The following is a 6,000-nucleotide window of genomic DNA, read 5'->3' as shown; positions in this document are numbered from 1 at the left end:
CCGCAGACACGACGCGCCGCCGCTACGCGGCGGAAATTCAGCCGCGCTCCGCGCGGCTGAATTCCGGCTCCGCCGGAATTGCTGTCAACTCCGTTGACAGGGGCACGAATCGCTCCGCGATTCGGCGTACAGAATTCGCTCCGCGAATTCCTCGGGCTGGCCAGGGACCAACGGCTTCCTTAGCTTTCCGCATGTTTCTGACTATCCGTCACGGCTTCGGCCTGCTTGGTGTTTTAGTCTTGCGGACCCTCGCTGACTTTCTGTTCCGTGAGAGACCATCATGGCGCAGCTGGCTATCGCCCTACAAGACTACTCACTGATACTGCGTGTAATATCGGCAGTGCGTCAAAACTGATCCAGATAACTTATGTGCTCACTTCCTGCCCCCGTCTCCGGCCCACGGTGGCGCGCAGTGCTCTCAGGGGCCCGTGTGAGCCGCGCCAGCGGCCGCGCGGAGGCTCCGCCGACGCGCAACCACAAACCCCGCTCCCGATCCCCGAGGCCGCCGCGCAGCCCATGCCCGCCCCACCCTTCTTCTCATTCGGGCAGGGAGAGCGGCAGCAGAGGGGATGTCAGTACCCCGACCACGGGTAATTGGGCTTCTGGCCAGGGGTGATCGGAGGTGAGTGATCTGGTGAGGTCAGGAGATGGTGCACGGGGTTGCGCAGCAGATGGCGCAGGGGATGGCGCAGCAGATGGTGTGGGGTGTTGCCACAGACCCAGTGTTAGGTATTATGGAACACGTCACCCGGGGTGGCCTCCGGTTGGGCGCCGCCACACGTTCGTCAACAGGAAGGCATCAACGTGGAGATCGTGATCGCTGGGGACAAAGTGACTTCTCTCAAAGTCGAAATCGCGACCGCTCAGGCAAAGGCTGCTCGCAGAATCGCCAATTTCCTTCCGCGCCCCGAACTTCTGAGGGACGCAGTCATCCAGCACAACCAGGACGAGGGCACTACGTCTATCCGGTTCGACACCAAGGCCGGTCCCATTCGGTTCCTTATTCCGGGCTCCCCGGTCATGGAATACCAGTTCATCCACGACACCGACGACGGGCCCGTCATTCTCGGATCGTTCCGGGGATTTTCCATTCCCGACCGAACTGTCGCGTTCCGAATCAGTGAGTTCCTGCGGATGCACGGACTCAAGTAGGTAGCCGTACCACCAGGGGCCCGGCGCGCCGGGCCCCGCTCAGAGCGCATCAGCTTCGCACCCACAGGAAGGACAGCCACCGTGAGCATGACCCGTATTGGCTCGATTGAGCCCAACTACCCCTCCGCGCCGCCGAGTGAAGGCGAGGAAGAGCAGAGCGAAGCTGCTTTCGCGTCGGCACTGGCGCAGGTCTCCCCTCGTTTCGGCTTTCCGGGCACGGTGCGCGATCTCGCGTATGAGCTGTTTCGGGTGGGGTGGACCTCTGGCGTGCGCACGGGTCATACCTGGTCTGCAATGCTCAGCGTGCCCCTGCCGGACGAGATGATCCACAGTGCCATGCAGGGTGTGGCTGACGCCGTTGGCGGACAGCCTCCGCGTCTGGGCCAGAAGGTCCAGTACGAGGGAAGTCTGGTGGGGCGTCACGGGTACTACTGGATCACGCGCGTTGAGGCTCACTTGAGCCTGTCTGGTCGTCCCACAGTCCATTACCGTCTCGGAGAAGTTCGGGACGGGCTCCTGCGTACGGTGCTCCACAACGTCCATGCGGAGAGCCTCACACCTCTGCCCGAAGACTTCGACCGCGACATCCTGTAGGTCGGCAAGGGTGGGGCGGAGCGACAGGCAGGGTTGCCCCACTCCCAAAATTCGGTATTATGGAACTTGTCCGGGAGGGTTGGCCCCCTCCCGGACACGCCGAAAGTTCGTCACCCGAAGGGAATCCGAAGTGGCACACGAAATCGAGAAGTTCACCGACGGAACCGCCGCGTTCGTCTCCGCGAACGAGAGCGCGTGGCACAAGCTGGGCACCGTCACCACTGGCGCGATGACCGCCGAAGAGGCCATGCGTCTCGCGTCCCTGTCTGACTGGAACGTGCGTCTGCTGCCCCTGACCGCAACCGAACTCACCGACGACGGCGCAACGCCGCTGGAGGTCCCGGAGCACTTCGCGACCGCGCGCACACACCCGAAGACCCGCCGCACGCAGACGCTCGGAGTCGTGGGCAGCGACTACCATCCCGTGCAGAACGAGGAACACGCGGAACTTCTCAACCACTTGGTCGACGAGTCGGGCGCGCACTTCGAGACCGCCGGATCTCTCAGGAACGGTCGTCAGGTGTTCCTCACCATGAAGATGCCGCAGACCCTCACGATCGGCGGCAACGACGACGTCGACCTCTACATTGCCGCTTTCAACAGCCACGACGGAGGCTCGGCGTTCCGGCTGGTGGTCACGCCGATTCGGGTGGTGTGCGCGAACACCATGCGCGCAGCCCTCAACAACGCCCGTTCCTCGTTCGTCGTCCGGCACACCGCCGGAGCCAAGGCCAAGATCGCTCAGGCCCGTTCCGCCCTTGGGCTCACCTTCCAGTACGCCGAGGAGTTCGAGAAGGCCGCACAGCGCATGATCGAAGCCGAAATGACGCTCAGTGAACTCAAGTCGGTAGTGGACGAACTGTGGCCGGTCAAGGACAGCGACCACGCCCGCGCCAAGACCAACCAGCGCGTGCGGTGGGGTGCCGTCTCGAACCTGTTCGAGAACGCCGACACCCAGGCCGGTATCCGGGGCACCCGGTGGGCCGGGTACAACGCGCTCACCGAGTACGCCAACCACGTGGCCCCCGCCCGGGGCGGATCCGCCGACGCGAAGGCGGACGCCCGCGCCGAGCGGGTGATCAGCGGATCGGTCAGCGGCCTGATGGAGAAGGCTTTCGCCCTGACCACTGTCTGACCCACTGACCGCCGGGCGGGTACCCGCGCCTCCCCCACCGGGTACCCGTCCGGCCCCCAGCAAGCCGCTCCGCCCGAGCGCGGAGCGCTCCCCGCCGGCCCCTGCCGCGTAGCGGCAGCGCGTCGTCTCTGCGGAGCAGAGCGCGCGCCAAGAACGGCCTCTGTGCCCACGCTGCACCGTGTACCGCCAGTTCGGCCACCCACCGCCCACCGCCCACCGCCCCTGGAAGGCTGCTCATGTCGATCTCGAAGTGGAAGATCAAGGGCATCGTCGACGACTTCACTGAGTGTGGCTGCTGCGGTCGCCGCGGCCTCAAGCGCACCGTCGCGATGATGCCGCTGGATGCCGACGGGAACGAGGACGGCACCGCCGAAGACGTTGTGTACTACGGCACGTCGTGCGCCGCGCAGGCACTGGGCTGGTCGCACAGCAGGGTGACGGACGCCGCGCGCGCCGCCCGGGCCCAGCGGAAGGAGAGCGACAGTTTCGCCCGACGGATGATCAGCATCTACGCGCCGTTGGAGTTCGCCCCTGCCCGCGACAAGATCCGGGTCTTCTACGGCCGCAACCAGGGTCTGCGCGGCAAGGGCTTGAAGGCGACAGAGGAGGTGGCGCAGTTGCTGTCACGGGCCCGCGCGACGCTGGCTGACACGATGGTCAGCCCGGCCAGGCCGTCGCGGATCGAGGACTTCCGCCCCTTTGCCGTGATCTTCACTCGTGATGAGCGAATCCACCTGGTGCAGCCGTTGCCCCTCGGTCGGGCCGAGCGGGAGAAGGCCAGCGGCCCGCTGCTGCGCTGCGTCGAGCAGATCCGGGGCAAGTTGACGATCGTGGCCGCCTTGGACGCCGAGTCCGCGCGCGACGTCGCCTATGCCGACGACCTCACCCGCGAGTACAACACACAGGCCTGGCACGCCCTGCACGGCTGAGTGCCCCGTCACCGCCGAGAACGCCGCTCCCCCTGCCCGCCGAAGTCCCGCACGCGTGCGGAGCAGCCGGCACAGCGCCCACCCGCCGACCGCGTGCGACTCGCCCACTCACCGGAGTCACGGTGACGAACCCGCACCCAAGGAGGGCGCGCCGTGAGCAGTCTGCTTCCGTTTCGTCCCGACGACTTCGAGGAGCCTTGCGAGACCTGCCGCGCCCCCGCAGGTCAGCTCTGCCACGGGTGGTGCAGCAGCGGGTACACCGCCGAAGACGCCCGCGCCGATGCCGAGCGTCACGAGGCCTGGCGTGAGGCCGGGCGCCCGTGACCGTAGTCCAACGCCCACCGCCCGCACCCTACGAAGGGAACCCCGCCATGCATCCGTCCACCCCCGCCGACCTTGACGCCCTCGCGCGAGCCGACGCCGCCCTGTCGGCCTTCCCCAGCCACCGCCCCCACGGCGGAGTGATGGTGTTCGACCGGCAGATGCGTCATCCAGTCGGGGCAGGCGCACGGTGCGCCGCCGCCGCGTGGTGCACGCCAGGCGGATTCTCCCGCGCGGTAGCGCCGTTCATCGCGGACGCCCTGCGCCGATCCGGGCTGGTGACCACCGAGCCGCACGGCAGCAGTGAGGTGTACTTCGCTGCGCAGCCCGCCGACCCGTCCGCCATGCGATTCCGCCTGACCCCCGCAGCCCTGGGTTGCGGCTGGGACCTGATGGACCAGTTCACCGGGGCGCGCGTCCGCGCCTACGGCGATGCGCAGGAGGCCGAGTCCGCAGCCGAGAGCGCGGAACGAGAAGCGGACGCCGCCCGGCGGGCCGCTGCCGCCTCCCTTGAACTGCCGGGACTCACCGGGGACCTGATCGACGACGAGCGGTTGCGGGCCCTGGCCGTGGAGCTCGCCGTCGCGGGACTGATGCCTTACGGCCTGGCGGACATCGACTACACGCGCACCCCGGGCTTCCAGATCTACCGCAGCGCGGGTACCGCCAGGGTGGCAAGGCTGCTGGAGCCCTGGGGTTCGGTCCGGCCCGGAGCCCGCATCGAGGCCCCAGGGTACGAAGCTGAGCGCTACGACCGGGACATGGACGCGTACGTACAGCTCCTCAGCCGCCCGGGCCGAAGGGTGACGGTCGCGCCTGACGGGATCCAGCTCCGGCTGGCCAGGCAGCCGCTCTGACAGCCATGCTCACGGCCAAAGGCGGGGGTGGGGCAGCAGGGAAACCCAGTTGCCCTACCCAACAGATAAGGTATTATGGAACTCACAAGGAGGTCTCTCGTGAATCTGCCCCAGGCTGCGAGGCTGCTCACCGCCCACGCCCAGCGCGCCTACACACTCCACCGCGAGGCCGGCGCCGCCCTCGCGCTCGGCGCCCAGAGCGCCCCCCTGCACCTCGCGCAGCTCGCCGGTCAGGCCGAATGCACCGCAGAACTGGCCACACTGTGGGACGCGGTCCTCCTGGAAGCCCACGCCGTCCGCGAGCGCGACCTCTTTCCGCTCGCCGACCCCGCACGCCTGGTCGCCGCCGTCCGCACCCTGCGCACCCGCACCCACGACGCCATCACGCGGGCGTACGACCTGACCGGCGAGCATCCCTGCGCGCTCACGCGCGAGCGACCGGCTGCGCACTGGGCGGCACGGATGTTTCTGCTGCACACCGAAGTCGTGGACCGCCCCGGCGCCGCTACCGCCTCCTCCGTCCTCACCGAGCTGCGCAGCCGCCTCGCCGAGACCTCCGACAGCGCACCCCCGTCGGACGAGAGGAAAGCCACGCTGGAACTGATCAACGCGATACTCGAACGCCTCAGCCGGATGCCGCAGGCGGCACGCGACATACCGGCCAACGCGGGCAAGATCCTCAGTCAGGCCCTCGCACACGCCGGGTTCCACGAAGCCGACATCACCCGCACCGCCGTCATCGTCCCGCTCCCGGACGGCCGCACCATCCGGATCGACGACGGGGGCTCTGCCGACCACGCGCCGGAGGACCACGGCATCGAGTAGGGCAGCCGCGGCTGGATGGCCCGCCTCTACGACACGTCCGGCCGAGCGACCGGCATCATCCGCCACCCCTCTCCCGAGACGGCCGCCGAGTGCCTGGCCGACAGCGCCTCATGCGCCCGCCAGCTGGCGCAGTGGCGGGACAGCAGCCAGGCCAAGGGGCCCGTCCAGGACTGACACCCCGTCCATT

The 6,000-nt window shown here is 68.0% G+C and carries 7 protein-coding genes; all 7 read left to right on the top strand.

Features of this window, described 5'->3' with window-relative positions:
• The first annotated feature begins 804 nt into the window (after window positions 1–804).
• The 7 genes from AB5J87_RS37900 (at window position 805) to AB5J87_RS37870 (ending at window position 5,987) form a co-directional block, all read left to right on the top strand.
• Window positions 805–1,152, top strand: a complete 348-nt coding sequence (locus tag AB5J87_RS37900; protein ID WP_369383308.1) for a hypothetical protein — start codon at window positions 805–807, stop codon at window positions 1,150–1,152.
• 81 nt (window positions 1,153–1,233) lie between these two features.
• Window positions 1,234–1,746, top strand: a complete 513-nt coding sequence (locus tag AB5J87_RS37895) for a hypothetical protein (RefSeq protein WP_369383307.1) — start codon at window positions 1,234–1,236, stop codon at window positions 1,744–1,746.
• 130 nt (window positions 1,747–1,876) lie between these two features.
• Window positions 1,877–2,881 carry a DUF932 domain-containing protein gene (locus AB5J87_RS37890; RefSeq protein ID WP_369383306.1) on the top strand — a complete coding sequence of 335 codons (1,005 nt, stop codon included), beginning with the start codon at window positions 1,877–1,879 and terminating at the stop codon, window positions 2,879–2,881.
• Window positions 2,882–3,117: 236 nt separating this feature from the next.
• Complete coding sequence (locus tag AB5J87_RS37885; RefSeq protein WP_369383305.1) at window positions 3,118–3,810, top strand: hypothetical protein; 693 nt, start codon at window positions 3,118–3,120, stop codon at window positions 3,808–3,810.
• A gap of 371 nt (window positions 3,811–4,181) precedes the next feature.
• Window positions 4,182–4,988 (top strand): hypothetical protein, encoded by an 807-nt coding sequence (locus tag AB5J87_RS37880; protein WP_369383304.1) that lies wholly within the window; start codon window positions 4,182–4,184, stop codon window positions 4,986–4,988.
• A gap of 99 nt (window positions 4,989–5,087) precedes the next feature.
• Window positions 5,088–5,813 carry a hypothetical protein gene (locus tag AB5J87_RS37875; protein WP_369383303.1) on the top strand — a complete coding sequence of 242 codons (726 nt, stop codon included), beginning with the start codon at window positions 5,088–5,090 and terminating at the stop codon, window positions 5,811–5,813.
• A 15-nt stretch (window positions 5,814–5,828) separates the two neighbouring features.
• Window positions 5,829–5,987, top strand: coding sequence for a hypothetical protein (locus AB5J87_RS37870; protein ID WP_369383302.1), 159 nt, complete (start codon window positions 5,829–5,831; stop codon window positions 5,985–5,987).
• The last annotated feature ends 13 nt before the right edge of the window (window positions 5,988–6,000 follow it).

This window comes from Streptomyces sp. cg36, assembly GCF_041080675.1.
Classification (GTDB): domain Bacteria; phylum Actinomycetota; class Actinomycetes; order Streptomycetales; family Streptomycetaceae; genus Streptomyces.
This window is presented reverse-complemented; position numbering and strand designations above follow the sequence as displayed.